This window comes from Thermococcus eurythermalis (assembly GCF_000769655.1).
GTDB classification, from domain to species: Archaea; Methanobacteriota_B; Thermococci; order Thermococcales; family Thermococcaceae; genus Thermococcus; species Thermococcus eurythermalis.
Window position 1 is genome coordinate 353,266 of record NZ_CP008887.1, and the last position, 23,510, is coordinate 376,775.

Genomic DNA, 23,510 nt, shown 5'->3' on the forward strand with positions numbered 1-23,510 from the left:
TTTTCTCATATCTCTTCTACGTGAGACCATCGCAGAAGACAGTGGAGCACCCAAAAACTGAACCTGGACTCAAGCACTTCTTTAACTTTTGGTTTACAACGAGCAGTTTCCTACCTTTTTTTGCCAACACAGAGCTTTAGAAAACTGTTTTAAGCGAAAAAAGAGAAGTCTACATTGAGGGTAAACAAAAGCGTTAATGTGGAGGTGATAGCTTGCCCTTCATAGCCGCGTTCGTCTTTGCCTATATACTCTGGCTCATCTTAACGGCCGGGAGCAAAGGACTTCTCTGGAGCACGCAGGAACTCATAGCGGGCCTGATATTCGCAGGGATAATAGGATACACAACCAAAGACATCATCGGAGAAAAATCAACCCGCTTCCTCAACCCGATCAGATGGCTCGAGTGGATAGCCTACATCCCGGTCCTGTTCTGGGGAATGGTCAAGGCAAACTTCCACGTTGCGTGGCTCGTCATAACGGGGAAGATAAGGCCCGGAATCGTCAGGGTTCCCGTTGACCTCGAAGAGGACGCCCAGTACACGATACTCGGCAACTCGATAACTCTCACGCCCGGAACGCTAACCATAGATGCCTGTCCCAAGGAAAAGGCCCTATACGTCCACTGGATTGACATACCGGAGGGAATGGAGAGGCCCGAGAGCTCGGAACCCGTCGCGGGACCCTTTGAGAAGTGGGCCAGGAGGTTGGGAAAATGATTGAGCCCGTGTTCTTCTACTCGGCACTGATAATCTCGTTTGCAGCGTTCTTAGCTATACTCAGGGTTCTCCTCGGTCCCAGTGTTCCGGACAGGGTCGTCGGAGTTGACACCCTCAACACTCTCGTCGTCGCGGGAATGGTTCTCCTGGGAGCCGCATACGACAGGACGATTTACATCGACATTGCAATAGTTTATGCGCTCCTCAGCTACATCGGGACGCTCATAATCGCGAGGTACCTCCAGGGGGGATTGAAATGAGCTGGGTTAACTACCTGATTTACGCCTTCCTCGCGGTAAACATCACCTTCAACCTCCTCGGGAGCATAGCCCTCCACCGCTTCCCGGACGTTTACACGAGGCTTCATGGAGCAACCAAGTGCACGACCTTCGGAACGATATTCGCCGTCTTCGCGGTTGCGGCCCACGCCCTCTACCAGCTCCACGTCACCGGCGACGCGAAGTACCTCCAGATGACCCTTCACAGCTTCGTAGCTTTGATAGCGCTCCTCCTCACGAACCCGGTCGGAGCGCACGCCATAGCAAAGGCCGCCCACCTGAGCGGTTATAAGCCCGCCAAGGCTGTCGTTGACGCCTACGAGGAGAAGCTCGGGGGTGGAAAGGAATGAACGCCCTGACCCTTGACATGATAATTCAGGCAATCGTCCTCATAGGAGTCCTAATCACCGCTTACCTCACGGTTAGGTTTAGAGACCTGCTCGCGGCAGCTCTGTCTTCCACAGCCATGAGCCTCCTCCTCAGCCTGGAGTTCTACATGCTCCACGCGCCGGACGTTGCGATAGCAGAGGCGGCGGTTGGTGCGGGCGTTGTTACTGCCATAGTCGTGTATGGAATTGCTAAGACTGAGAGATGGGAGCGTGAGGGACCATGAAGAGAACAATCGCTTTCCTCTCGTTGCTGTTCGTCCTTGGGGCGCTCCTTTACATAGCCAACCCCGATTACGGCCTCAAGTTCGGCCTCGGCAGCGAGGACTGGAAGAACCTCCGCTACACCGACGACTACTACATCGAACACGGTGTGGATGAAGTCGGAGGTACCAACATCGTTACCGACATAGTCTTCGACTACCGTGGCTACGATACCCTCGGAGAGGCCACCGTCCTGTTCACGGCCATTGCCGGTGCGGTGGCCCTTGCGAGGCCCTGGAGGGGGGACGAGCAATGAGGCCGAAGTGCGGTGGCGATATGGGGCTTATCGTTAAAACCTCGGCGAGGGCCATAATCCCGCTCATCGGAATATTCGGCGCCTACGTGGTCTCCCACGGTCACCTCACCCCCGGCGGTGGATTCCAGGGAGGAGCCACCATAGCGGGGGCCGGAGTGCTCTTCCTCGTCGCATTCGGCCTCAGCGAGATGAGGAAGCACTACAACAAGCACCTCTATTCAGCGCTTGAGGGACTCGGCGGTCTAGTCTTCCTCGGCGCGGCGATGCTTGGCATAGGCACGGCGTTCTTCTACAACACACTATGGCACAACGGGCCTATACTCAACGGAAAGCCCGGGACGCTTCTCTCAGCTGGATTTCTACCCATAATGAACCTCGCCGTTGGCCTTAAGGTCTTCACGGGTCTCGTGAGCGCTCTAGTTGCCATAGCCATGTACAGGAGGTGGAAGTCATGATCCAGTTTCAGTTCATAACGGCCTTCCTGCTCATAGCCCTCGGAATATACGCCTTCCTCTACAAGAGGAACCTCATCAAGCTGGTTCTTGCCCTCGACATCATAGACTCCGGCATCCACCTGCTCCTTGTGAGCCTTGGATACCGCATGGAGCTGAACGAAGTCCCAACAGCGCCAATTTACACTGGCTACGAGACGCTCAAGAGCGCCATGGTCGGCCCGCTCCCGCAGGCCCTCGTGCTCACAAGCATAGTCATCGGCGTCTGTGTCCTTGCCCTCGCGATGGCCCTCACGATAAACGCCTACCGCCACTACGGAACCCTTAACGTGAGAGCCCTCAGGAGGTTGAGGGGATGAACGGGGAAGCGATACTTCCTTACCTCATAATCATCCCGCTCTTCGGAGCGTTCTCAATGCCGATAGTGAGCCTCGCAGGGAAGAAGGCGAGAGAGGCATGGGCAGTGCTCATAAGCGCCCTTACGCTGGTTGTAGCCTCCGCAGTGTTCTACCACGTCTGGGACACCAAGGAAATCATAGTCTACACCCTCGGCGCAAAGACCCCGTTCGGCCAGGGGGTTGACTTCCCCATCAGGATAGTCTGGGAGGTTGACCTCCTCGGTGCAATAATGGCGCTGACCGTGGCCTTCGTCTCGCTGATGGCGATCCTCTACTCCATCGGCTACATGAAGCACGACACCGGGCTCGATAAGTACTACACCCTTATACTCGTCCTCGAGCTCGGAATGCTGGGCATAGCCATAACCGGCGACCTGTTCAACTTCTACGTCTTCCTCGAAATCATGAGCATAGCCAGCTACGCCCTCGTCGCCTTCAGGAACGACACCTGGGAAGGTATCGAAGCGGGAATCAAGTATATGTTCGTCGGCTCAATAGCGGGCTCCTTTATCCTTCTCGGCATAGCGCTCCTTTACGGCCAGTACGGAACCCTCACGATGGGATACATAGCCCTCAAAATCCTGGAAAACCCGACCGTTACGGCAAAGGTCGCACTGGCCCTCTTCATAGCGGGACTCCTCTTCAAGAGCGGTGCTTCACCCGTCCACATGTGGCTTGCCGATGCACACCCAGCGGCCCCCAGCAGCATCTCGGCAATGCTTTCGGGCCTGGTCATCAAGGTCGGTGGAATCTACGCGCTCGCGAGGATACTCTTCAGCATCTACACCCCAATGGGCCACGTAGTCGTCCTCAAGTCCTATCTCCAGCCCTACATCAACATGACAGCGGTAGGCTGGCTCATCATAATCTTCGCCTGCCTGACGCTGATAATCGGCAACGCGATGGCCGTAATCCAGACCGACATGAAGAGGCTCCTCGCCTATTCATCAGTGGGACAGATAGGCTACATCCTCCTCGGCCTTGGAATAGGCCTGGCGGCTTACGGAACCCATGCTGGTGAAGTCGCCCTTGCCGGTGCAATCTACCACACCGTGAACCACGCCCTCATGAAGGCACTCCTGTTCCTTGTCGCAGGTGCTGTAATCCACGAGGTAGGCACTAGGAACTTGAACGAGCTCAGCGGACTTGCGAAGACCATGCCAAAGACCACGTTCGCTTTCCTCATCGGAGCTGCTGCCATAGTCGGCCTCCCGCCGCTGAACGGCTTCGCCAGCAAGTGGCTCATCTACGAGAGCTCTGCCATATACAACCCGGTTCTCGGCGCGATAGCCATAATAGGAACGGCTTTCTGTACCGCCGCCTACGTCAGGGTGCTCTACACGTTCTTCGGCAGGCCAAGCGAGAGGGTGGCGAACGCCAAGGACCCGGAGACCTCAATGATGCTCCCAATGATCCTGCTCGTGCTCGCAATAATCGTCATGGGCCTCTTCCCGTGGCAGATAAGCGACAAGGTAATGATACCCGCGGCCAGGATGCTGGAGCAGTTCAGGTTGGAGTACATAAACGCCCTGATGGGCCTGCTGGGGGGTGCGTGAAATGTTCGGCTACTGGGACGCCCTTTACTTCGTCTTCATCTTTATTATCGGCCTAATCCTAGCGTGGCTGCTGAACGAGTGGGCCAAGAAGTCAGGTATGGGCACCAGAGAGACAGGCGACGGAACCAAGATATTCATCAGCGGTGAAGACCCGGACAAAGTCATTCCGGGCTTTGAGCACCTAGAGGGCCACTTCACAGGCAGGAACGTCATGTGGGGCCTCACATACGCCCTCAAGAGGTTCTTTACCGTCCTTAGAGCGGACCACACCGGCCTGCTTACTGATTACGTGAGCTACCTGCTCATAACCACCGCCTTCGTGCTTGGAGTGCTGTTAATATGGGGGTGAACAAGGTGATTGTCATGCACGGGTTTGAAAGAAAGAACGTGAGAAACCCAATCACCAGAGGGGCCCTCGAAGAGACCCCAAAACTTCCGCGAGCGCTTGCGAAGGCAAGGGCTCATAGGGGGTGATTGAATGAGCATCAAGGTTCCCGCTGACCAGAACAAGACGAATGTGGCCACGAGCGAGCGTGAGAAGCTTGAGAAGAGGATAGCCCAGCTGTGCCGCTTCATAGGGAGATCACCATGGGTATTCCACGTGAACAGCGGCTCCTGCAACGGCTGTGACATCAAAATCATAGCCGCCTTAACGCCTCGCTACGACGCCGAGCGCTTTGGTGTCAAGCTCGTCGGCTCGCCGAGGCACGCCGACGTTCTCTTGGTGACCGGGCCCGTCACGGACCAGAGCCTCGAAAGGGTCAAGCTCGTCTACGAGCAGACCCCAGACCCCAAGATAGTCATAGCCGTCGGGGCCTGCCCAACAGGTGGCAGCGTGTTCTACGAGAGCCCCTTCACCAACGCACCGCTGAGCAACGTTATCCCGGTGGACGTCTACGTGCCGGGCTGCCCGCCGAGGCCCGAAGCTATCCTCCACGGCGTCGTCCTGGCACTCGAAAAGCTTGCTAAAATACTGAAAGGCGAAGTCCCGGAGGGTGAGGAGAAATGATGGGCGAAGTTAATGATAACGCTAACGTTGAGAAGATCACTGAGGAAATTAAAGAACCAACCAAGGCTGAGAAGGTCGCGAGTGCAATAGCGGAGCGCTTCCCAAACGCCCAAGTTGAGGTCAGAGTAAACAAGTGGGGGCGCGAGAGGGTCTGGGTGAGAATTCCTAGGGAAGACTACAAGGCGCTCATGAAGTTCATCGTTGAGCTCGACCCCAAGGCCCACTACTCGATAGGCATCGAGCAGGACTACGGCGAGGAGCTCGGCTACATGAGCCACATCCTCCTGCACTACGAGGACGCCCCGGGAGTTTCACTGCTCGTCGAGGTCAGGGCACCGAAGGACGACCCCGTCATTCCAGACATCAGCGACGTCTTCCCAATAGCGACCCAGTACGAGAGGGAAGCGGCCGAGATGATGGGCATAGTCTTCGAGGGAATCCCTGACAGCAGGAGGCTCTTCCTCCCGGACGACTTCCCGGAGGGCATCTACCCGCTCAGGCTTGACGAGAAGGGCATCTCTGAGGAGACCGTCAAGAACGCCGGACACCCGTACTACATAAAGGGGGGAGGTAAATGACCGAGAAGGTCGAGTACTGGGTAAAGGTCCCAATCGGGCCAATTCACCCCGGCTTAGAAGAGCCCGAGAAGTTCATACTCACCCTCGACGGCGAGAGGATAATCAACGTTGACGTCAAGCTCGGTTACAACCTTCGCGGAATCCAGTGGATAGCGTACAGGAGGAACTACGTCCAGATGATGTACCTGGTAGAGAGAATCTGCGGCATCTGCTCATTCTCGCACAACCACACATACAGCAGGGCCGTCGAGGAGGCGGCAGGCATAGAGGTGCCTGAGAGGGCCGAGTACATACGCGCCATAGTGGGCGAGCTGGAGAGGGTTCACTCCCACCTGCTCAACCTCGGTGTTGTCGGCCACGACATAGGCTACGACACGGTTCTCCACCTCACATGGCTGGCGCGTGAGAAAGTCATGGACGTCCTTGAGGCAATCTCCGGAAACCGCGTGAACTACTCGATGGTGACCATAGGCGGCGTCAGAAGGGACATAGACGAGAAGGGCAAGAGGCTCATCCTCGACCTGATAAAGTACTACAGGAGCATAATGCCACAGATAGAGGAGGTATTCCTCCACGACCCGACAATTGAGGCCCGTCTGAGGGATGCGGCGGTGGTGAGCAGGCGCATCGCCAAGGAGTACGGTGCAGTCGGCCCGACCGCCAGGGGTTCCGGGCTAAAGGTGGACGCCAGGTGGAGCGAGGGGCTCGGCGTTTACCCGGACCTTGGAGTTAAGCCGGTGCTCCCGCAGGACGTCACCGGCGAGAAGCCGCACGGCGACGTTTACGACAGGACGGCGGTGAGGATTGGGGAAATCCACCAGAGCCTTGAGATACTCGAACACGCCCTCGACCAGATGCCGGACGGAAAAATCAAGGCCTTCCCTAAGGACAACGTCCTCGTCGCCAAGCTCAAGATTATGGTCGACGGGGAGGGAATCGGAAGGTACGAGGCCCCGCGTGGCGAACTGGTGCACTACGTCCGCGGAAAGAGGGGCTCGGACAAGCCGCTCCGCTGGAAGGCGAGGGAGCCGACCTTCCCGAACCTATTCACCATCGCCAAGGGACTGGTGGGCAACCAGGTCGCGGACGTCGTGGTTGCCATCGCCTCAATAGACCCGTGCCTCAGCTGTACAGACAGGGTTGCCGTGATTCAGGACGGAAAGAGGAGAGTCCTCACGGAGAGAGACCTCATCAAGGCCTCGATAGAGAAGACGCGCGAGCTCAACCCCGACGTTAAGGGAGACCCAAGCCCGCTCGGAGTGGGCTGTGTGAGGTGATGGAGATGGACGTCATGGCAAACATCGTCTATCCTGTAGCAGGTCTGATAGGCATCTACGCCTTCGTCTCACTCGCTTCACTCGTCTGGGAGGGAATAGACAGGAAGCTGGTCGCGAGGATGCAGAGGAGGGTTGGCCCGCCGCTCCTTCAGCCCATCTACGACTTCCTCAAGCTGGCGAGCAAGGAGACAATAGTCCCCAACACCGCCAACTACATGTTCAGAGCGGCACCCGTGCTTGCCCTAGCGACAGCCATAGCACTCCTCGCCTACACCCCGATGGGCTTCGAACCACTGCTCTCAAGCAGGGGAGACGTCATCGTCTTCATCTACCTCCTTACGCTGATATGCTTCTTCAAGATACTCGGTGCAATAAGCTCTGGAAGCCCCTACGCGAAGATAGGTGCGGCGAGAGAAGCGGCGATAATGGTCTCCAGGGAGCCCGCAATGATGCTGGCCATCTTTGCGATAATGTGGCGCCTTGGAAAGCTCGGCGTCGAGAAGCCGTTCAGCATGGGGGTCTTCTACCAGCACAACATCTGGGAGATAGGAACCCCGCTAAGCTTCGTGGGTGCAGTGATACTCCTCTACGTCTTCGTCATCTGGCTGGCGAGCGAGATAGAGGCCGGATACTTCAACATCCCCGACGCGGAGGAGGAGATAGCAGAGGGGCTGCTCGCCGAGTACAGCGGGCGCTACCTGGCCTTACTAAAGCTCACGAAGGCCCTCAAGACGTACATAGCGGCGTCGCTCGTCGTGTCAATATTCTTCCCGTGGGGAATAGCGGGCTACCTCAACCTCAGCGGGCTTTCAGCGGACATCGTGAACATGCTCTTCCACACGCTCAAGGTGTTCATACTCCTCTTCGCAGTCCAGAGCGTCTTCAGGGCCACCACCGGCAGGCTCAGGGTGACTCAGGCCGTTGAGCTCCTCTGGAAGAACGTCTTCCCGGCCTCGCTCATCGGTACACTCCTCATAGCGATGGAGGTGATAATGTGAGGCTCTCACCACTCATCCCAACGGTGCTCAGGAACATGTTCAGAAAGCCAGCCACCAACCTCTTTCCCAAAACAGAGCCAGTGCCAGTCCCCGAGAACTTCAGGGGGCAGATAAAGTACAACGTGGACAAGTGCGTCGGCTGCAGGATGTGCGTCACTGTCTGTCCGGCAGGAGTCTTCGTCTTCCTGCCCGAGATAAGGAAGGTCGCCCTGTGGACGGGCAGGTGCGTCTACTGCGCGCAGTGTGTCGACGTCTGCCCGACCGGGGCGCTCCAGATTAGCGACAACTTCCTGCTGGCCAGCTACGACAACTACGACGACAAGTTCATTCCGCTCAAGCCCGAGAAGGTCGAGGAGATCAAGAAGAAGCTTGAGGAGCAGAAAAAGGCAAAGGAAAAGGCCAAAGCTGAGAAGAAGGACTCAAAGTAGCCCCTTCTTTTTTCTCCATTCGTAGAGGGCCTTTAGGGCAGAGTGATGTCCCCTTTCGATGTCGGCCAAATAGAGGTAAACCTTCTTGAGCTCCTCACTCTCAGTCTCCTCCGCGAGCTTTCTGTAAATCGCCTCCGCGAGCTTTTCAGCTTCCATAGCATTCAGGAGAACGTCCTCGAGGTCTTCGACCTTCCAGAACTTTCCGAGGACGTGGGTTCCCTCCACGCTCGGTATGTTGACATCAACCAGTTCCTCGCCGTACCTCTCCCTGTAAATCTTGTAGAGCTCGTCGCCGTGGCCCTTGGATTCCTTGCCAAGCCTCTCAAAGGTCTCGTAGACCTCCTTTGGAAGGCCGAGCTCTTTTGCTCTTTCAGCGAGCTTGAGGTAGGTTTCGGCCTCCTCGTATTCGCCCCTAATCCAGTAGCTGAGAAGCTCCCTTTCGTTGAGCTTTCTTATCTCGTTTAGAATCTCCACAACCATTTCAACCACCCAACCGTTCGTATTCCCGTTTGAGGGCCTCGTAATGCCCCTTTTCAACCTCTGCGAGCTTGAGGTAGAGCTCCCTCAGGTGCTCGTCCCCAACTTTCTCGGCCAGCGCCTGGTACGCCCTCATCGCTATCAGCTCGCTCTCCATTGCAGTTTCGAGAACTTCCCTGACCTGGTCGGCGCGCTCAAACTTCCCAAGGACGGGGAGAACCTCCAGCGGTGGAACATCGCTCGAAGGCTCCCTGCCAAATGACAACTTGAACTGCTTCGCCAGCTCCTCGGCGTGCTTTTCGGAGTCCCTGCTGAGCTTGAGAAACGTCTCAACGAGGCTCTCAGGAAGCCCAAGGTCTCTCGCCCTCCCGGCAAGTTGCCTGTAAAACTCCGCCTCCTCCCTCTCGCTCGCTATCCAATAAGCTAAGGCCTCCTCATAGCCCAGCCCCTTGAGCCTCTCGATGACTTCTTCAATGTTGAACATCGTTACCCCCGGAACATTTTGTAGGCCAACCTAATAAGCTTTTATCATGTAAAATTTCAATACCCACAACTCAGGACTTTCCAAAATCAAATCCCGAACCCCTCAGTCCTTTACCTCGAACTTGAGAACCTCCCCTTTCCGGACGACGCCGATTCCCGCCCGCTTTCCGAGAACCTCAACGAGGACCGTGTAATCGGGCTCGCTCAGGTTCACTTTGAGGCCGTAGCGCTCGACGAGAAGGGAGCCAAGTTTAATCTCAAGCTCCCTCTGGGAGAGCCTCTTGTTGCCGCGGACTTTGGCGCGGACTGCAAAAGTCCCGTTTATCCTCTTTCCGAGCTCAAGGACCGCCTTTTCAACCTCTTCCCACTTCGCAGGGACTACGATTTCAAGCGGGACAACCCTCTGTATTGCCTGCGTCTCAAACTCCCTGAGCCTTTCAAGGGCTTCATCTTTGGAGAGAGGCGTCTCGGCAAGGAGAACGCCCCTCCAGTCCGTCCCCCTAACCCTGACGTCGCCAAGGGCCCACTCAAGTTCGAGTATTGCGGCCCCTTCCCTGCCGGGGGGTGCCGTTACAAGGAGAATCATTTCCGCTCACCAATGAACAAGCTTTTATATTCAGAGACCTTAAACACTTCGGTGGGTGAAATGGAGGGTCTTAAACTTTACCAGTCATACGAGGTCTACGGCCTCTCAGCTAACCCCTTTGAACAGCTCGCCAGTGAGGGGATAAGCGACGTCGAGAGCATTCACGTTTATCAGGAGGTGGACATGCGCCTCCAGATGATAGTCTCGGAAGTCATAGGAAACAAGAGCTCAATAGCGCTCAGCATCGTCGGGCCCCTCGGCATGGGCAAGACCCAGAGACTGAAGACGCTCATGAAGGCGATAGAGGAAAACAAAGGAAAGGCGATATACGTCAAGGTTGACACGAACGACATCCTCAAGCTGACGCGCGACATATTCTACGCGCTGAGGCCGCCCAAGAGCAGAACCAACATCTTCCTTGAGAACCTAAGCAAAAAGCTCGGCTTCATAGACAGGCTCGAGAAGATGCTCAGCGACCCAAAGGAGTACAAGAGCAGGGACATAGCCGAGCTTCTCGTCGAGCAGATGAGCAAATACCCATACTGCGCCCTGCTCCTGGACGAGCTCGAAAACATGCAGGGCGCAAGGGAGCAAGAGAAGATACAGTTCTTCGAGATGCTCAGGCACTTCATAAGCACGATGCCTAAGGGGTGCATCGTTGCCTTCGCGTGCGTCCCGGAGGCCTATGAGGAGTACAGCAGGATTTTCCCGGCGTTCTTCATGCGCCTCCACTACGAGTTCAAGCTCAGGCCGATGAGCCTTGAGGAGACATTTGAGCTCGTGAAGAAGAGGTTAAACAGGGTTCGCATAAGGGATACCGATGACCCAATATACCCCTTTACCGAGGAGGCAATAAAGCTCATCCACCAGCTCGGAAAGGGCAACCCGAGGCAGATTTTAAGGTTCCTGCACTACGTCCTGAGCGAGGCGGCGAAGCACAAGTTCGACCCGATTGACGACTACGTCGTGACTACAATCCTTGAGGAGCCCAAGAGCCTTGAGGAGTACCTCATGCGGATTCCAAAGGACTACAAAGACCTGGTGGAGGCCATAGTGTTTGAGTTCAACGGCGGGCCGGTAAGCTACATACAGGTGGCAAAGACCGTCAAGAAGCCGGGAATGCAGGTCTATGACAAGCTCAACGAGCTGGTAAGGCTCGGCTTCCTCGTGGGCGACCCCAAGGGCAACTACAAGGTTCCGGACTACGTCAGAAAGTTTTTAGAGGAGGGGCAGGTGGAGAAGCTGAAGGGTGAGTGAAGTGCCAAACTACGATACCCACGTGCTCAGCGGAATAGTGACCTACCCGGCAGTGGTGCTCATGGGAGAGCTCCTGAAGGTCTACCTCCACCTGCCCATCGAGCTAACCACGACAGCGCTGGTGCTCGGCTATGCCTTTTACGTCCTCGGGAGCGATTTGCCGGACATAGACCACCCCGACGCACTGATACACAGGGGCTCAAAGCCGATAGTGAGCGTCGCGGTGGGAAGTGCAGTCTTCCTGTGGGCAAAGGACTTCGTGAACCTAAACCCTCCCTGGCTCAACCATGTTGTTTCATGGCTTACCGGCGCCTTCGGGGGCCTCGCCGCGTGGTACCTGTTCACCGCGATAATGCCGAAGCACAGAGGAATCGTCCACTCGCTCCTCTTTGCGGCAATCTATGGAATGCTAGCGTTCCTCCTCGTTAACTACGGCCTCGGCATGAGCGAGGGTGCCGGCCTATACACAGGGCTCTCCGCGTTCCTCGGATACACCCTCCACCTGCTCCTCGACCGCTCGGTTAAGCTGGTATGAGGAAAGGGCCGTGTGATGAAGCCCAGAACCTCTTTTTTTATTTAATACACGTCTGACCTCCTCCCCGCCGTGAACGGCGAGGCTTTCAAAAGAAAAATGTAACTAACAGGATTAAGCTCGACGCGGAAACCCCTCCAGGCGAAATAAGGGTCGAGGTCGTGGTTTAAATACACACCGCTGGGCAATAATGCTTTTAAGTATTCAACCAAAAGTTGGGAACTGGAGGTGAGTTAAGATGTTCAGCCTCGGAGGATTTTCAGGCGGAAAAGACTACGAGAACAAGACCTGGGACGTGCTCATCATCGGAGCGGGGCCAGCAGGCTTTACCGCGGCAATATACGCGGCGCGCTTCGGCCTTGAGACCCTAATCATAAGCAAGGACATCGGCGGAAACATGGCGCTGACCGACCTCATAGAGAACTACCCAGGCTTTCCAGAGGGAATCAGCGGCTCGGAGCTGGCAAGCAAGATGCACGAGCACGTCAAAAAGCTCGGCGTTGATGTCGTCTTTGACGAGGTCGAGAGGATTGACCCGGCGGAGTGCGCCTACTACGAGGGCCCGTGCAAGTTCGTCGTCAAAACGAAGAACGGCAAGGAGTACAAGGGGAGAACCATAATCATAGCCGTTGGAGCAGCGCCGAGGAAGCTCCACGTCCCCGGAGAGGAAGAGTTCACCGGAAGGGGCGTTTCCTACTGCGCCACCTGCGACGGCCCGCTCTTCAAGGGCAAGAAGGTCATAGTCGTCGGCGGCGGGAACACCGCGCTCCAGGAGGCCCTCTACCTCAAGAGCATCGGCGTTGACGTCACCCTCGTCCACAGGCGCGACCAGTTCAGGGCCGACAAGATACTCCAGGACCGCTTCAAGGAGAGCGGAATTCCAACCATACTCAACACCGTCGTCACGGAGATTAAAGGAACCAACAAGGTTGAGGCAGTTAAGCTGAAGAACGTCAAGACCGGCGAGGAGTGGGAGATGGAGGTTGACGGCGTCTTCATATTCATCGGCTACGAGCCGAAGACCGACTTCGCCAAGCACCTCGGCATAACCGACGACTACGGTTACATTCCCGTGGACATGTACATGCGCACGAAGGTTCCGGGCATATTCGCGGCCGGCGACATAACCAACGTCTTCAAACAGATAGCGGTAGCGGTCGGCCAGGGAGCCATCGCGGCGAACTCGGCTAAGGAGTTCCTCGAGGAATGGAAGACGAAGAACGGGGTAGAGTGAAGCGAATCCCTTCCTCATCTTTCTTTTAACCACATTGATTTTTCACCTCACCCTGGTAAGACGGCACTCTTTTACAGGTTCAAGTTTTCCGAAGCATTCTCGAAAAACTTTCGGCCAAAGATGTCCATTATTGAGCGTAGAGTTATATAGTCGAACGTTGAACATCGTTTGGTGATGAATATGGTAGTTAGACCGAACGTTAAAGAACTCCCCGGACCAAAGGCAAGGGAAGTAATAGAGAGGAACTTTGAGTACCTTGCCGTGACCACTCAGGACCCCGAGACCCTCCCCATAGTTATAGAGCGCGGAGAGGGGATCCTCGTCCACGACGTTGACGGAAACACCTTCTACGACTTCGGAAGTGGTGTCGGCGTGCTTAACGTCGGCCACACCCACCCGCGCGTCGTTGAGGCCATAAAGAGGCAGGCCGAGAAGTTCACCCACTTCGCCCTCAACGACTTCTTCTACGAGAACGCCGTGATACTGGCCAACAAGCTCGCGGAGCTGGCCCCCGGCGACTTCCCGAAGAAGGTCGTCTACCAGAACAGCGGTGCCGAGGCAAACGAGGCAATGATGAAGCTCGTCAAGTACGGCACCGGCAGAAAGAGGTTCATAGCCTTTTACCACGCCTTCCACGGCAGAACTCAGGCCGTTCTTTCGCTTACCGCCAGCAAGTGGGTTCAGCAGGACGGCTTCTTCCCGACCATGCCGGGAGTCGAGCACATACCCTACCCGAACCCCTACAGGAACCCCTGGCACATTGACGGCTACGCCGAGCCCGACGAGCCAATCAACCGCGTTATTGAGTTTATCGAGGAGTACGTCTTCAGGCACGTCCCGCCGGAGGAGGTCGGCGCCATAGTCTTCGAGCCGATACAGGGTGAGGGCGGCTACGTCGTCCCGCCGAAGAACTTCTTCAAGGAGCTCAAGAAGCTCGCCGACAACTACGGAATCCTCTTAGCGGACGACGAGGTTCAGATGGGCGTCGGTAGGACCGGAAAGTTCTGGGCCATCGAGCACTTCGGCGTCGCCCCTGACACCATACAGTTCGGCAAGGCAATTGGCGGTGGAATCCCGCTCGCCGGTGTCATCCACAGGGCAGACATAGCCTTCGACAAGCCGGGCAGGCACGCCTCGACCTTCGGCGGCAACCCGGTTGCCATTGAGGCCGCCCTCGAGGTCGTCGAAATCGTCAAGGAGCTCCTGCCGCACGTCCAGGAGGTCGGGGACTACCTCCACAAGCGCCTCAAGGAGTTCGAGGAGAAGTACGAGGTCATCGGAGATGCCCGCGGTCTCGGTCTGGCCCAGGCCGTCGAGATTGTCAAGAGCAAGGACACCAAGGAGAAGCACCCAGAGCTCAGGGACAAGATCGTCAAGGAGGCCGTCAAGCGCGGTCTCATCCTGCTCGGCTGCGGTGACAACAGCATAAGGTTCATCCCGCCGCTGACCATCCAGAAGGAGGAAATCGACGTCGCAATGGAAATATTCGAGGAGGCCCTCAAGGCGGCCCTCAAGTGAAGTTTTTAACCTCTTCCTCCCCTTTTCTAACTTGGGTGATTGAATGGACGAGACACTGGTCGAGCTTTCGAGGTATACCCCCTATGCGTTTGCGGTTGCAATAGTGGTCTTTGTGCTCTATCTGTGGCTCAACCGCCGGAAGTTCAGAAACGTCAATGTTGTAGCCGTTGCAGGAGTTTCAACGGCGCTCGTTGCCGTCGCGACGAGGGCAATCAACATCCCCACGCCGGCCACAGGAGGATACATCAACCTCGGCGACACGATGGTCATGTTCGTCGCAATGGTCTTCGGGCCCGTGATTGGGACCTTCGCCGGCGGTGTGGGTTCGGCCCTTGGAGACGTTATATCCGGATATCCCGGCTGGGCACCGGTAACACTCATCATAAAGGGCATCGAGGGCCTCGTAGTCGGCTACATATCCCAGAAGTTCGAAGGCGTCGGGGGCCTCATAGTAGCTGGAACGGTAGGCGGAATACTCATGGTCTCAGGCTACTTCCTCTTCGAGTACTACGCCTTCGGCTTCAGCAATGCGTACAGCGAGCTCCCAGGGAACCTTGCCCAGGCGGTTACTGGAATAATCGTCGGAACTGGGCTTGCTAACGCAATAAAGAAAAGATATCCGGAAATCGAGAGCCTTCTTTAAACGTCCAGTTTCTCCAATTCTTTCCAGACCCTCTCTTCCTCAAGGAATGGCTCAACTGAAATCCTGCGGGAGGCCTTCTTTATCTGGCTGAGGTAGTTTGAGTCCGCTATCACCGCATCGTAGCCAAGCTCGTCTATCCTGTAGATTTTAAGGCCCAGCGACGGCAGGAGCTCCCTGGCGTGCTCGATAAACCCTGGCCCAGCGAGCATTATGTCCGGGTTCATGTCGTCCTTCTTGAGCTCCTCAATGGCCTTGAGTATGACCTCTTTCAGCTCCTCAATGTTCTTCATTTTTGGGCGCCCTCCACAATTTTTACACCGCTCGACGTGCCAATCCTGTTCGCACCGGCCTCTATCATGGCAACGGCCTGCTCGTAAGTCCTTATTCCACCGGAAGCCTTAACGCCCATCTCGGGGCCGACTACCTTTCTCATCAGCCTGACGTCCTCAACTGTGGCACCGCCGCTTCCAAAGCCGGTCGAAGTCTTCACGAAGTCAGCACCTGCCTCCTTTGCCAGCTCGCAGGCCTTGACCTTCTCCTCGTCGGTTAGGTAGCAGGTCTCGATTATGACCTTGACCTTTGCCCCTTTCTCGTGCGCTACTTTCACGACCTCCTCTATGTCCCTCTTAACGTACTCGTAGTCCCCGTCCTTGAGGGCGCCTATGTTGATGACCATGTCGAGCTCATCGGCGCCGTCGTCAAGGGCCTTCTTTGCCTCGAAGACCTTGACCTCAGTCGGCGTCGCGCCGAGCGGGAAGCCGATGACGCTGGCAACCCTGACGTCCGCCCCCTTCCCGCTCAGGTAGTCTTTGGCGAGCTTGACGCGGTAGGGGTTCACACAGACAGCGTAGAAGCCGTACTGGATTGCCTCATCGCAGAGCTTGATGATGTCCTCCTTCGTCGCGTAAGGCTTTAGATTGGTATGGTCTATGTAGCGTGCAATCTCGCGGGCATTCATTGATGACCACCTGAAGTGAGTAGCTTGAAAGAACTATTTAGCGTTTTCTCTCCTTCGTTAGGGAGGAACCGAGATTATTGATTTTCAAAGCGTGTCAAGCTTCTCAGGACGGTGATGAGCTGTTCTTCCACGGAGGAATCTTCAAGCTCGGGCCTTACTTCTCCCCGTGCTATGGCGTCAAGAACTTCAACAGCGTTGTCCCAGCTCTCCTCAAGGGTTTCGCCCTTGGGAATCGGGTTCCTGAGGACGTGCCAGCGCCCTGTCGCTTCAGAGTAGACGAGAACCCGGGGAATGTAGTCGATATCCATGAAGGTATTATCAAGGCTGAGCTCGATTCTAAGGCCGTCGAGCTCAAGGTAACCTTCTTTCCGGAGCTTCCTTTTCCAGTCCATGGTGAAAAGTTGAAGAATGTGTTTAAAAGCTCATCTCTTCCAAAGTAGGACGACCAGAGACAACCCAACCATCAGGGCAGGGCCGCAGATTTCCCCGCTCGGCGAGCCATTAGTCGAAGTCGTAGTATCTGTTGAGGGCGGCTGAGTTGCGGTTGGCCCGACATAAGCCGTTCCGTTCGGGAGGTCGTAGGCGGGCACAACGGGCGAGGTGCACCTGACCAGGGAGGGGTCTTTGCTCTCATCGTAGGGTATCCAGGCATAAGCGCCGTTTTTCGTCTCGTACCAGCCGATGTGAGAGTTCCAGCCGGCCTTTCCAGACCCGGCAACCCTGGTTATTGCCCCAATGTCCTCATCGCTTATCTGGAGGACTCCCACTTCCCTCAGCCACTCAAGCTCTGTCTTTACCGCTACGGATAAGTTTACCTCGGAGGGGTCTATTACAGGGGCAATCTCCACCTGGGGCGAAATTGCAGGGTCCGATAGTGGCAGGCAGTCAACTCCAAAGGCGGAGAGAAACTCCCCGACCGCGGCCTTAAGCTCATCGGGCCCCACGCCGCGAGCTTCGGCTTCCACCTCCACGAGACCCGCCCGGATAACCTGTGATGGGTCAACCCCGTGCTTTCTAAGGCATGATTTAAAGTCCCCGTTCGGCTTCCAGGTGCAGAACCCGTTTACACAGCCACAGCTCGTCAGCGAGAAACACTCATACCACGGCTTATAAACACAGGGAGTTACTATCTTCGCGGCCTCGTTTCTGGGGGCGCAGACCTCCCCGGAGCAACCGCCAGTGGCGCAGTCCCTGTCAGAATTACACTCGCTCCCGGCTACAGGCTTCAGGGCTATCGTGATGTTGTCCCTGGTAAAGGTCATGTTGGCTATCTCCTTCCAGCCCCCAGCCTTCAGCTTTTCAATAGCGGAGGCAGTCACAAGTAGGGAGGCGTTGAAAGTAACGCTGGCCACTACCTCCGCAGGAATCTGCACCCTCAAGTGCGGGCCGTCGCTGGCGTTCCAGAGCATGACGATGAGCCTCTCATCGTAGTGGGAGCGGAAAATGAAGGTACCGTTCTCAACTATCGCGTTGTGGAGAGCGTTGAAAGTCGGATAGGGCCTGTAAACTATCCCCGGCTTGTTCAGAACGACCTCAACGGCATAGGAATCGGCGGGACTCATGCAGGCCTTCACGAGGGGAGCAGAGAACAACACCAGGAGCACGATAAATGCGACAGCTTTCCGCATTATCACTCACCGAGATGAGAATATGCAAACGGATATATACGCCTATCCATTGCTTCAGCCCGGATTGAAGCTAAAACCTTTATATGCCCACCCGCGAATATCACCCGAGGTGATTGATATGGAGAACCCGTTTGAGATAACCGGAGTCGTTGCCAGAGAGATACTCGACAGCAGGGGAAACCCAACCGTCGAGGTCGAGGTCTACACGCCGGCCAGCATGGGAAGGGCCGCAGTGCCGAGCGGTGCCTCAACCGGAACCCACGAGGCCCTTGAGCTCCGCGACGGCGGAAGCCGCTACCACGGAAAGGGAGTTAAGAGGGCCGTTGAGAACGTCAACAAGATTATAGCCCCGGAGATCATCGGTATGGACGTCACCTGGCAGAGAGACATAGATATGCTCATGCTTGAGCTCGACGGCACCGAGAACAAGAGCAACCTCGGTGCCAACGCCATACTCGGCGTTTCTCTGGCCGTTGCCAAAGCGGCCGCCAACGCCCTCGGACTTCCACTCTACCAGTACATCGGCGGAACAAACGCCTACGTCATGCCAGTCCCGATGAGCAACGTCATCAACGGCGGTGTCCACGCGGGCAACGAGCTCGACTTCCAGGAGTTCATGATAATGCCCGTTGGAGCGAGCTCCTTTAGGGAGGCCATAAGGTGGGTCAGCGAGACCTACCACGTCCTCAAGAAGGTCATCGCCGAGCGCTATGGTAAAAACGCCGTCAACGTCGGCGACGAGGGTGGCTTTGCCCCGCCGATGAAGGAGGTCACCGAGCCTCTCGACGTCCTCATTAAGGCCATTGAGGAGGCCGGCTACAAGCCCGGCGACGAGATTGCCTTCGCCCTCGATGCCGCTTCCAGCGAGTTCTTCCACCCGGACAAGGACAAGTACGTCGTGAGTGGCAAGGAGTACGACAGGGGCGAGCTCCTCGAGCTCTACCGCGAGCTGGTCTCGGCCTACCCGATAGTCTCCATCGAGGACCCGTTCCAGGAGGAGGACTGGGAAGGCTTCGTCATGATAACCAAGGAGCTCGGCAGGAAGGTTCAGATAGTCGGCGACGACCTCTTCGTCACCAACCCAAGGAGGATAAGGAAGGGCATCGAGATGGGCGCCGCCAACGCGCTCCTCCTCAAGGTCAACCAGATTGGAACCCTCAGCGAGGCGATAGACGCAGCTTACACCGCCTTTAGGGCCGGCTATGGAGTCGTTGTCTCCCACAGGAGCGGAGAGACCGAGGACAGCACTATAGCAGACCTCGCCGTTGCCCTCAACGCCGGCCAGATCAAGACCGGCGCCCCAGCCAGGAGCGACAGGAACGCCAAGTACAACCAGCTCATACGCATAGAGGAGGAGCTCGAGGGCATAGCCGTCTATCCGGGCAAGAAGTTCAGGAACCCGTTCCTCTGATGGGGCTTAGGCTTCCTCTTCCCCTTTCTTCTTTGCCTCAAGCATCTCTCTGAGGGCCTTTCTCTTGGCGTTGAGTATCTCACAGACCCTGTCAAGGATTTTAAGGTATTCCTCTATGGCCTCCTTGGCAAGCTCCCGCCCGTAGCCCAGCTCCTCCAGCTTCTTCCTCAGCGCTTCGTGGTACTGGACGGCTATGTAAAGGGACTGGAGCGTTAGTTCGTTCGCCTCCCTGAGGTACTCCCATCCCTTTTCAGTGAGGGTGTACTTGATGAGCTTTCGCTTTCCATGGTACTCCTCCTTCGGCTCTAAAAGGCCCTCTTCCACCATCTTGCTCAGCATGTTGTAGAGGTTGCCGTGGCTCGGCTTCCACGTCCCCTGGCTTATCTTCTCAATCTCCTTGAGGATTTCATAGCCGTGCGCCTCTCCCTTGAAGCCGACAATGACGAGTATGAGATGCCGAATTGGAGCAAGGAACATGTTCCTCATAGATGGGACAGCCATGACACCACCTCGAAAGGTTTATAAGATATGTTCGTTCCAAACATATTTGGCAATATGTCTCCTAAAGAGATATTTATGATTACCCCTTAAAAGATTTGAGGTGGTAGTAATGGCGTGGAACGAGTGGATAGCAAAGCACCCAAAGACGGTGCTGGCAGTCTGGGTGGTGCTCATCGTCATTCTGGCACCGCTCGCCGGAAGGATTAGCGAGCTGACAGACTACAGCACAGAGCAGATGGTGTCCCACAACATAGAGTCCATCAGAGTCCAGGACATCATGAGCGAGGAGTTCACAGGAGCTCAGAACGAAGACATGACGTACCTGCTGATAACGAACATCAGCGTCAACGACGAAAACGCGAGGAAAGCCTATTACGCGTTTAAAGACCGCGTTGAGGGCAGGTACGCCACGAACGTAACATCTTACTATGACGCCCTCGACATGCTCTGGGACATGGACTACGAGCTGACCCTCAACATCACGAGGATGACCGCTAACATCACGGGAGTCCTCTACACGACAGTTAAGGGCGTCAACGACGGCTACGGAATGGTTCTGAGCCAGACGCTCCTTCTGAAGAACACAACCGAAATGGTAAGGGGAAGCCTCGTTGAAACCGCGGGGGCGTATCTGGCCCTCAAGGCCAACATGACGGCTCTCTACACTCAGCTCAATTCAACTGCCACTCTTCTCAGGGCCGCCGACGGGGCATACCTCCAGATATGCGCTCAGAACCCGAATATGACCACTCAGGAGAAAGTCCTGGCCCTTCAGAACGCCCTTGAGAGCCAGGTTCCTGAGAACCAGAAAGCAATCGTCCCCGTCATAGCCCAGACCGTTGTGTCCTCAGACCCCTACTGCAAAGGTACGCTCCTCTCGAATGATGAGCTCCTCAGGAACACCACGGTCGAACTCGTGTACGGCATGGTCGCGGATACTGGCCTTGAACTCCCCAAGGAGGTTCTCTTCCAGCTGTACGACAGTAAGGGTAATGAGGCCGTTATAGACGCCCTCACCAAGAGCATTCTCAAGGGCCAGATAGCCCAGATGATGGAAAACCTCGCCCCGAACCCCGAGGCCGTTGCGGAGGCACTCGTTGAGGAGGTTGCGAAGGACCCGCAGGGAATAATAAGCGGGGAGAGGCTTGAGGACGCCACGGTCTCAGTCGTCCTTGCCATGGTGCCGCAGAAAACCGACGAAACTGAGAGCCTCGTCAGGGCCCTCTATGAGGGAGCCGATCCAAAGGAGCTCGCAAAGGAGCTCTTCCTCAAGGGAATAGGAGAGCAGTCCGGAGAGCAGGAGATGCCAGAGGAGTTCAAAGAAACAATGGAGGCCCTCATCGAGCAGGTCATAGAGAACTACCCGCTGAGCGAGGAGGAAATCGAGAGCCTTGTGAAGAAGACAGTCCTCTCGACTATATCGAGCTACGCGAAGGACAACCCCTACGGAGTCGAGCTGAAGTTCAACGAGACCCTGCTGGCTGAGATAGCCTTCCGCTTCAAAGACAACCCCAGCGCGATAACGAGGGAGGACGTCAAGCCCCTCGCGGAGGAGCTCTGGCCGGTTGTCAAGGAGAATGCAGGAACCTACCTCAGCATGCTCAAGAGCGAGGACAACACCACGGTTCTCATAACGTTCATACCGCTGGGAGAGCCCGGCCCCGATACAGACCCGTACCTCTACTACGCCCAGAACGCCACCAAGGTCAAGGAGATTGCCCTAGAGGAGTTCGGAAAGTACTTCCCTGACGCCTTCGGGGCCCTCGGAGGAACCCCCGTCCAGTCGCACGAGATGACCGCGTACGGCCGGAGCGATAACCAGAAGACCAGCCAGGCGAGCATCATAGGCGCCCTCGTCGTGCTGTTCATACTCATGGGAGGGGCCCTCCTGGCGACGTTACTGCCCTTCACGGGCGTCGCAACCTCTGCGCTTACGGCCCTCGGAATAGCGTACCTGCTCACTAAGGGTGGAATCCTCAACATCGGAAGCTGGGCCCAGATGCTCACCATAACGACCGCCCTCGGTCTTGGAATTGATTACTCGACCTACTACGTCCACCGCTTCAAGGAGTACATAGCCGAGGGCTATGAGCACGAGAAGGCCGTCGCAGAGGCACTCAAGAGGGCTAAGGACGCCGTCCTAGCGAGCGCATTCACGGACATCATAGCCTTCGCGAGCTTCGTCCTTGCCTGGGAGTTCCCGATATTCCAGCAGATGGGAATGGTAATCCCGCTGGCGGTCATAGCTGTGCTCCTCGCCAGCCTGACGTTCATACCGGCAATAACGGCCCTCATAGGCGACAAGGCGATATTCTGGTGGCCGAGGCACATAAAGCACATCGAAACGCTCGATGTCCACGAGAGGAGCAGAATAGCCGAGTGGGTCGTCAACCACGCCAAGGTCGTCCTGCTCATAGGCCTCCTGATAGCGGTTCCTGCAACTTACACGTTCTTCACGTTCGAGGGAACCCACGACATGAGCCTCTTCCTGCCAGAGGGAAGCGAGACCCTCACCTTCATGCAGCTGAGCCAGGAGAAGCTCGGAGCGGCCATAACATCCCCGAACTACGTCATAATTGACCTCGGCCACAGCATAAGGGACGACGACCTCAAGGTGATAGAGGAAATAACTGCCCACATAACGACGATGGAAGGCGTCAAGGCCGTCTACTCACCTACCAGGCCCTACGGCGAGCCGGTGAGCAACCTGACTCTGTCAGCGGTCAAGGCGCTCGGAGGAGACAGGTTCATCTCAAGCAAGGGCGACAAGGTGATGATTCAGATAGACCCGGTCTACAAACCGACAGACGACAGGGCCAAGGAGCTCGTCAAGGCGCTGAGAAGCTACATTGCAGAGCTTGAGAAGGAGGGCAAGATAAAGGAGGGACTCGTCGGCGGAGGGGCGGCGCTCTCAATGGACCTCACCGACAGGATAAACGACATCTTCTGGCACAGGATAATTCCAGTGGCCCTCGTGCTGATGTTCCTCTCGCTGATACCGACGCTCAAGGGACTGCCGGCGGTCGTCTCGACGATGATGACAATATTCCTCGGCGTCATGACGAGCATCTGGGTCTCGACGTGGCTCTTCGGCAGGGTCTTTGACCAGGAAATCATGTGGTTCCTGCCGCTCATGGTCTTCGTAGTGCTCATGGGAGTCGGCATAGACTACAACAGCTTCTACCTCGTCAAGGCCAGGGACGAGTTCGAAAGAAGGTCGCCGAAGGACGCCCTCGTCGTGGCGGCGGGAACCATGGACACCCTCGTAATAGGCCTTGCCGTGGTCCTGGCGAGCACCTACGGCGCGCTGATGCTCAGCAGCACGTGGGGAACGAGGGAGATAGGCTTTGCATTGGCCGCTGGAGTCCTGCTGACGGCGACGATGGCGGTGTACTTCATAGGCCCGGCCTTCATGAGCCTCTTCGGCGAAAAGGCCTGGTGGCCGCTGTTCAAGAACCAGGGAGAGGCCAAGAAGGAGTGACCTCTTTTTTCCCATTTTTGTCCCGGAAGGGTTTTTAGCCCCTTTTCACTTTTCTCCATGAAGTTCATTCAAAAAGGTGGCCAATGAAGGGGGCGGAAACTTCACCAACTACAACCCCCCGTTCTGCAGGGTGATTAAAATGGTGGAAAGAAGGAAACTCAAAATTTACATCCCCGGAATCAAATTCCCCCCGCAGGATTGGGGG

29 protein-coding genes are annotated in these 23,510 nt (G+C 56.3%); 21 read left to right on the forward strand and 8 right to left on the reverse strand.

The annotated features are described in order from the left end of the window. Positions 1–212 precede the first annotated feature (212 nt). From TEU_RS01925 to TEU_RS01990, 14 genes are all read left to right on the forward strand, one after another. On the forward strand, positions 213–716 hold the full coding sequence (locus tag TEU_RS01925; protein WP_050002181.1) for a monovalent cation/H+ antiporter subunit E: 504 nt from the start codon (positions 213–215) through the stop codon (positions 714–716). Further along, positions 713–976, forward strand: a complete 264-nt coding sequence (locus TEU_RS01930) for a cation:proton antiporter (RefSeq protein ID WP_050002182.1) — start codon at positions 713–715, stop codon at positions 974–976. The genes TEU_RS01925 and TEU_RS01930 overlap by 4 nt, the downstream gene beginning before the upstream one ends. Further along, entirely contained in the window at positions 973–1,344 is a 372-nt protein-coding gene (mnhG, locus tag TEU_RS01935; RefSeq protein ID WP_050002183.1) for a monovalent cation/H(+) antiporter subunit G, read from the forward strand. Before TEU_RS01930 ends, mnhG begins: the two co-directional genes overlap by 4 nt. Next, the gene (locus tag TEU_RS01940) at positions 1,341–1,607 is read left to right on the forward strand and encodes a DUF4040 domain-containing protein (RefSeq protein ID WP_050002184.1); all 267 of its coding nucleotides are present in this window, start codon (positions 1,341–1,343) and stop codon (positions 1,605–1,607) included. The genes mnhG and TEU_RS01940 overlap by 4 nt, the downstream gene beginning before the upstream one ends. Continuing rightward, entirely contained in the window at positions 1,604–1,900 is a 297-nt protein-coding gene (gene mbhE / locus TEU_RS01945) for a hydrogen gas-evolving membrane-bound hydrogenase subunit E (RefSeq protein WP_050002185.1), read from the forward strand. The genes TEU_RS01940 and mbhE overlap by 4 nt, the downstream gene beginning before the upstream one ends. Continuing rightward, positions 1,897–2,355, forward strand: coding sequence for a Na(+)/H(+) antiporter subunit B (locus tag TEU_RS01950; RefSeq protein WP_227738748.1), 459 nt, complete (start codon positions 1,897–1,899; stop codon positions 2,353–2,355). The genes mbhE and TEU_RS01950 overlap by 4 nt, the downstream gene beginning before the upstream one ends. Next, positions 2,352–2,711 (forward strand): NADH-quinone oxidoreductase subunit K, encoded by a 360-nt coding sequence (locus TEU_RS01955; RefSeq protein ID WP_050002186.1) that lies wholly within the window; start codon positions 2,352–2,354, stop codon positions 2,709–2,711. Before TEU_RS01950 ends, TEU_RS01955 begins: the two co-directional genes overlap by 4 nt. After that, positions 2,708–4,306, forward strand: a complete 1,599-nt coding sequence (locus tag TEU_RS01960; RefSeq protein WP_050002187.1) for a proton-conducting transporter transmembrane domain-containing protein — start codon at positions 2,708–2,710, stop codon at positions 4,304–4,306. The genes TEU_RS01955 and TEU_RS01960 overlap by 4 nt, the downstream gene beginning before the upstream one ends. A 1-nt stretch (position 4,307) precedes the next feature. Continuing rightward, positions 4,308–4,655, forward strand: coding sequence for a hypothetical protein (locus tag TEU_RS01965; protein WP_050002188.1), 348 nt, complete (start codon positions 4,308–4,310; stop codon positions 4,653–4,655). 129 nt (positions 4,656–4,784) lie between these two features. Further along, on the forward strand, positions 4,785–5,315 hold the full coding sequence (locus TEU_RS01970; RefSeq protein WP_050002189.1) for an NADH-quinone oxidoreductase subunit B family protein: 531 nt from the start codon (positions 4,785–4,787) through the stop codon (positions 5,313–5,315). After that, positions 5,315–5,893 carry an NADH-quinone oxidoreductase subunit C gene (locus TEU_RS01975; protein ID WP_050003912.1) on the forward strand — a complete coding sequence of 193 codons (579 nt, stop codon included), beginning with the start codon at positions 5,315–5,317 and terminating at the stop codon, positions 5,891–5,893. Before TEU_RS01970 ends, TEU_RS01975 begins: the two co-directional genes overlap by 1 nt. Continuing rightward, positions 5,890–7,170, forward strand: coding sequence for a hydrogenase large subunit (locus TEU_RS01980; RefSeq protein ID WP_050002190.1), 1,281 nt, complete (start codon positions 5,890–5,892; stop codon positions 7,168–7,170). Before TEU_RS01975 ends, TEU_RS01980 begins: the two co-directional genes overlap by 4 nt. A 5-nt stretch (positions 7,171–7,175) precedes the next feature. After that, a complete protein-coding gene (locus TEU_RS01985) occupies positions 7,176–8,168 on the forward strand; it encodes a respiratory chain complex I subunit 1 family protein (RefSeq protein ID WP_050002191.1) in 993 nt (330 codons plus the stop codon). A 35-nt stretch (positions 8,169–8,203) separates the two neighbouring features. Beyond that, positions 8,204–8,596 carry a 4Fe-4S dicluster domain-containing protein gene (locus TEU_RS01990; RefSeq protein ID WP_050003913.1) on the forward strand — a complete coding sequence of 131 codons (393 nt, stop codon included), beginning with the start codon at positions 8,204–8,206 and terminating at the stop codon, positions 8,594–8,596. Here TEU_RS01990 and TEU_RS01995 read toward each other — a convergent pair. The 3 genes from TEU_RS01995 to TEU_RS02005 all read right to left on the reverse strand — a co-directional run bounded on the left by TEU_RS01995 (position 8,588) and on the right by TEU_RS02005 (position 10,142). Further along, positions 8,588–9,076 carry a ferritin-like domain-containing protein gene (locus tag TEU_RS01995; RefSeq protein ID WP_050002192.1) on the reverse strand — a complete coding sequence of 163 codons (489 nt, stop codon included), beginning with the start codon at positions 9,074–9,076 and terminating at the stop codon, positions 8,588–8,590. The genes TEU_RS01990 and TEU_RS01995 overlap by 9 nt on opposite strands. Position 9,077: 1 nt before the next feature. After that, entirely contained in the window at positions 9,078–9,557 is a 480-nt protein-coding gene (locus tag TEU_RS02000; RefSeq protein WP_050002193.1) for a ferritin-like domain-containing protein, read from the reverse strand. Positions 9,558–9,659: 102 nt separating this feature from the next. Further along, complete coding sequence (locus TEU_RS02005; protein ID WP_050002194.1) at positions 9,660–10,142, reverse strand: THUMP domain-containing protein; 483 nt, start codon at positions 10,140–10,142, stop codon at positions 9,660–9,662. Positions 10,143–10,202: 60 nt separating this feature from the next. Here TEU_RS02005 and TEU_RS02010 point away from each other — a divergent pair, with 60 nt between their 5' ends. From TEU_RS02010 to TEU_RS02030, 5 genes are all read left to right on the forward strand, one after another. Further along, complete coding sequence (locus TEU_RS02010; protein ID WP_144244865.1) at positions 10,203–11,399, forward strand: AAA family ATPase; 1,197 nt, start codon at positions 10,203–10,205, stop codon at positions 11,397–11,399. Between the two features lies 1 nt (position 11,400). Then, entirely contained in the window at positions 11,401–11,934 is a 534-nt protein-coding gene (locus TEU_RS02015) for a metal-dependent hydrolase (RefSeq protein ID WP_050002196.1), read from the forward strand. 235 nt (positions 11,935–12,169) lie between these two features. Next, positions 12,170–13,165 carry a thioredoxin-disulfide reductase gene (gene trxB, locus TEU_RS02020; RefSeq protein WP_050002197.1) on the forward strand — a complete coding sequence of 332 codons (996 nt, stop codon included), beginning with the start codon at positions 12,170–12,172 and terminating at the stop codon, positions 13,163–13,165. A gap of 180 nt (positions 13,166–13,345) precedes the next feature. Next, on the forward strand, positions 13,346–14,683 hold the full coding sequence (locus tag TEU_RS02025; protein WP_050002198.1) for an ornithine aminotransferase: 1,338 nt from the start codon (positions 13,346–13,348) through the stop codon (positions 14,681–14,683). A gap of 43 nt (positions 14,684–14,726) precedes the next feature. Continuing rightward, positions 14,727–15,326 carry an ECF transporter S component gene (locus TEU_RS02030; RefSeq protein ID WP_050002199.1) on the forward strand — a complete coding sequence of 200 codons (600 nt, stop codon included), beginning with the start codon at positions 14,727–14,729 and terminating at the stop codon, positions 15,324–15,326. On the opposite strand, the gene TEU_RS02035 is transcribed toward TEU_RS02030, so the two are convergent. The 4 genes from TEU_RS02035 to TEU_RS02050 form a co-directional block, all read right to left on the reverse strand. Then, the gene (locus TEU_RS02035; RefSeq protein WP_050002200.1) at positions 15,323–15,616 is read right to left on the reverse strand and encodes a family 4B encapsulin nanocompartment shell protein; all 294 of its coding nucleotides are present in this window, start codon (positions 15,614–15,616) and stop codon (positions 15,323–15,325) included. The genes TEU_RS02030 and TEU_RS02035 overlap by 4 nt on opposite strands. Beyond that, a complete protein-coding gene (gene deoC, locus TEU_RS02040; protein WP_050002201.1) occupies positions 15,613–16,284 on the reverse strand; it encodes a deoxyribose-phosphate aldolase in 672 nt (223 codons plus the stop codon). Before deoC ends, TEU_RS02035 begins: the two co-directional genes overlap by 4 nt. Positions 16,285–16,358: 74 nt before the next feature. Next, a complete protein-coding gene (locus tag TEU_RS02045) occupies positions 16,359–16,676 on the reverse strand; it encodes a hypothetical protein (RefSeq protein WP_050002202.1) in 318 nt (105 codons plus the stop codon). Positions 16,677–16,706: 30 nt separating this feature from the next. Further along, positions 16,707–17,912, reverse strand: a complete 1,206-nt coding sequence (locus TEU_RS02050; protein WP_050002203.1) for a CGP-CTERM-anchored Cys-rich protein — start codon at positions 17,910–17,912, stop codon at positions 16,707–16,709. A gap of 118 nt (positions 17,913–18,030) precedes the next feature. On the opposite strand from TEU_RS02050, the gene eno reads away from it, so the two are divergent. Further along, positions 18,031–19,323 (forward strand): phosphopyruvate hydratase, encoded by a 1,293-nt coding sequence (eno, locus tag TEU_RS02055; RefSeq protein ID WP_050002204.1) that lies wholly within the window; start codon positions 18,031–18,033, stop codon positions 19,321–19,323. A gap of 6 nt (positions 19,324–19,329) precedes the next feature. On the opposite strand, the gene TEU_RS02060 is transcribed toward eno, so the two are convergent. Next, the gene (locus TEU_RS02060; protein WP_050002205.1) at positions 19,330–19,824 is read right to left on the reverse strand and encodes a PadR family transcriptional regulator; all 495 of its coding nucleotides are present in this window, start codon (positions 19,822–19,824) and stop codon (positions 19,330–19,332) included. 109 nt (positions 19,825–19,933) lie between these two features. On the opposite strand from TEU_RS02060, the gene TEU_RS02065 reads away from it, so the two are divergent. Next, the gene (locus TEU_RS02065) at positions 19,934–23,305 is read left to right on the forward strand and encodes an MMPL family transporter (protein WP_050002206.1); all 3,372 of its coding nucleotides are present in this window, start codon (positions 19,934–19,936) and stop codon (positions 23,303–23,305) included. The last annotated feature ends 205 nt before the right edge of the window (positions 23,306–23,510 follow it).

Excerpts from the sequence above, each read along its gene's own strand:
- TEU_RS01970 (WP_050002189.1), top strand. The coding sequence starts at position 4,785 with ATGAGCATCAAGGTTCCCGCTGACCAGAACAAGACGAATGTGGCCACG.
- trxB (WP_050002197.1), top strand. The coding sequence starts at position 12,170 with ATGTTCAGCCTCGGAGGATTTTCAGGCGGAAAAGACTACGAGAACAAG.
- mnhG (WP_050002183.1), top strand. The coding sequence starts at position 973 with ATGAGCTGGGTTAACTACCTGATTTACGCCTTCCTCGCGGTAAACATC.
- TEU_RS01990 (WP_050003913.1), top strand. The coding sequence starts at position 8,204 with ATGTTCAGAAAGCCAGCCACCAACCTCTTTCCCAAAACAGAGCCAGTG.
- TEU_RS02035 (WP_050002200.1), bottom strand. The coding sequence starts at position 15,616 with ATGAAGAACATTGAGGAGCTGAAAGAGGTCATACTCAAGGCCATTGAG.
- TEU_RS02050 (WP_050002203.1), bottom strand. The coding sequence starts at position 17,912 with ATGCGGAAAGCTGTCGCATTTATCGTGCTCCTGGTGTTGTTCTCTGCT.
- TEU_RS02010 (WP_144244865.1), top strand. The coding sequence starts at position 10,203 with ATGGAGGGTCTTAAACTTTACCAGTCATACGAGGTCTACGGCCTCTCA.
- TEU_RS02065 (WP_050002206.1), top strand. The coding sequence starts at position 19,934 with ATGGCGTGGAACGAGTGGATAGCAAAGCACCCAAAGACGGTGCTGGCA.
- TEU_RS02030 (WP_050002199.1), top strand. The coding sequence starts at position 14,727 with ATGGACGAGACACTGGTCGAGCTTTCGAGGTATACCCCCTATGCGTTT.
- TEU_RS02045 (WP_050002202.1), bottom strand. The coding sequence starts at position 16,676 with ATGGACTGGAAAAGGAAGCTCCGGAAAGAAGGTTACCTTGAGCTCGAC.
- TEU_RS01950 (WP_227738748.1), top strand. The coding sequence starts at position 1,897 with ATGAGGCCGAAGTGCGGTGGCGATATGGGGCTTATCGTTAAAACCTCG.
- deoC (WP_050002201.1), bottom strand. The coding sequence starts at position 16,284 with ATGAATGCCCGCGAGATTGCACGCTACATAGACCATACCAATCTAAAG.
- TEU_RS01980 (WP_050002190.1), top strand. The coding sequence starts at position 5,890 with ATGACCGAGAAGGTCGAGTACTGGGTAAAGGTCCCAATCGGGCCAATT.
- TEU_RS01975 (WP_050003912.1), top strand. The coding sequence starts at position 5,315 with ATGGGCGAAGTTAATGATAACGCTAACGTTGAGAAGATCACTGAGGAA.
- TEU_RS01930 (WP_050002182.1), top strand. The coding sequence starts at position 713 with ATGATTGAGCCCGTGTTCTTCTACTCGGCACTGATAATCTCGTTTGCA.
- TEU_RS02060 (WP_050002205.1), bottom strand. The coding sequence starts at position 19,824 with ATGGCTGTCCCATCTATGAGGAACATGTTCCTTGCTCCAATTCGGCAT.
- TEU_RS01985 (WP_050002191.1), top strand. The coding sequence starts at position 7,176 with ATGGACGTCATGGCAAACATCGTCTATCCTGTAGCAGGTCTGATAGGC.
- TEU_RS02005 (WP_050002194.1), bottom strand. The coding sequence starts at position 10,142 with ATGATTCTCCTTGTAACGGCACCCCCCGGCAGGGAAGGGGCCGCAATA.
- TEU_RS01960 (WP_050002187.1), top strand. The coding sequence starts at position 2,708 with ATGAACGGGGAAGCGATACTTCCTTACCTCATAATCATCCCGCTCTTC.
- TEU_RS01965 (WP_050002188.1), top strand. The coding sequence starts at position 4,308 with ATGTTCGGCTACTGGGACGCCCTTTACTTCGTCTTCATCTTTATTATC.
- mbhE (WP_050002185.1), top strand. The coding sequence starts at position 1,604 with ATGAAGAGAACAATCGCTTTCCTCTCGTTGCTGTTCGTCCTTGGGGCG.
- eno (WP_050002204.1), top strand. The coding sequence starts at position 18,031 with ATGGAGAACCCGTTTGAGATAACCGGAGTCGTTGCCAGAGAGATACTC.
- TEU_RS02000 (WP_050002193.1), bottom strand. The coding sequence starts at position 9,557 with ATGTTCAACATTGAAGAAGTCATCGAGAGGCTCAAGGGGCTGGGCTAT.
- TEU_RS02025 (WP_050002198.1), top strand. The coding sequence starts at position 13,346 with ATGGTAGTTAGACCGAACGTTAAAGAACTCCCCGGACCAAAGGCAAGG.
- TEU_RS01940 (WP_050002184.1), top strand. The coding sequence starts at position 1,341 with ATGAACGCCCTGACCCTTGACATGATAATTCAGGCAATCGTCCTCATA.
- TEU_RS01995 (WP_050002192.1), bottom strand. The coding sequence starts at position 9,076 with ATGGTTGTGGAGATTCTAAACGAGATAAGAAAGCTCAACGAAAGGGAG.
- TEU_RS01955 (WP_050002186.1), top strand. The coding sequence starts at position 2,352 with ATGATCCAGTTTCAGTTCATAACGGCCTTCCTGCTCATAGCCCTCGGA.